Origin of the sequence: Pseudoalteromonas sp. SR44-8 (assembly GCF_014163635.1) — a bacterium.
Classification (GTDB): domain Bacteria; phylum Pseudomonadota; class Gammaproteobacteria; order Enterobacterales; family Alteromonadaceae; genus Pseudoalteromonas; species Pseudoalteromonas rhizosphaerae.
In genome coordinates, this window is record NZ_JACJDS010000086.1 from 1 (window position 1) to 1,119 (window position 1,119).

Here is a 1,119-nt window from a genome sequence, read left to right on the forward strand (position 1 = left end):
TCAATAAGCTTTTTTCTTGCCCGGGTCATACATAGCAACTCCTGTTAAACTGTATATAAAAACAGTAGTTGATACTATGGATTTTGCAAAAAATTTGCAAAAAAATGCGCCTGTCCTATTTTTCTATTAGTTGCGTAAAAGCAATTACCCACTTCATATGCTAAATATTACACTCCCACTCTTAAAGTAGATATGAATGACTAAGCCCAAACAAACAAAAGCAGCTCCCGTAGCACGAGCCTTCCAACCATTCAGCGATATTTGTTTTTGACGTGATGGAGCTTTTTCAACAATAGTGTTAATTCCTTTCTTCCCAGCGCCCAATTGAAGTTCAATCCTTCCCTTTATAATTGAATTGACCCCAAACAGTAAAAACAAAATTACTGCTATATCGGATTCATAAAAGCTCATTTTGTAACTTTCTTAATTTAATGTACACAAACAAGCTTCCAACAAACGGGCATAGCAAAGCTATGAAAAATAGCTTCGCGGCATTCATTGAGTCTAATAGTCTTCGATTAAAAATAATAAACCCTAGTGGATAAATGCTCACTATTATTGTCACTCCCCAAAACAAAATACCAAGGTATTTTGAGTAATCATCAGCGCTTATTCCACCATCAACAGATGCAGAATAAGCGATAATGCTGATAAGAAGAATCACCCACGTCAAAATAAAGTTCTTCCAAATTTTCAATTTAAATACCTCTAATCTAGTTTATTAGTGTCTACTTCTAATTCGACTTTAATCAGGCCCATATGGGCACCAACTTTTACCTTACCTTCGTTGTTTACAGAAGTAGGATTTGAACTTAATGTTCCCGTAACCTTAGCCCCCTCTGTTTTACCTGAAACAGTACCATTTTGAGGTTGAACTAATGCTTCAGCCTTACCCAATTGTAATTGACCGCTCATCGTACCTGAAGCGTTACTCGCATTTAAACCTGCATCTGCTGATAATTCAATTCCTTGAGCATTCGGGTCACTAGTCAGAAAATAAAAAGGACATACACAAGAATAAAAAAGTAGAATAAAAAGGACAGACACATATTTTGTGTCAGAAAATTTAGCACCTCTTCCGTTGTGGGTAACCGTATCATTATTTTTTTGCACACTGTT

2 protein-coding genes are annotated in these 1,119 nt (G+C 35.9%); both read right to left on the reverse strand.

Annotation, left to right across the window (positions count from 1 at the left end):
- Positions 1 to 153: 153 nt before the first annotated feature.
- Positions 154 to 411, reverse strand: coding sequence for a hypothetical protein (locus tag H5183_RS21650; RefSeq protein WP_145233448.1), 258 nt, complete (start codon positions 409 to 411; stop codon positions 154 to 156).
- 297 nt (positions 412 to 708) lie between these two features.
- The coding region (locus tag H5183_RS21410; protein WP_182732684.1) for a hypothetical protein at positions 709 to 1,119 on the reverse strand (411 nt) is incomplete at its 5' end.

What these genes read in the sequence shown, in the direction of transcription:
- H5183_RS21650 (WP_145233448.1), bottom strand. Translation starts at nt 411, where the DNA reads ATGAGCTTTTATGAATCCGATATAGCAGTAATTTTGTTTTTACTGTTT.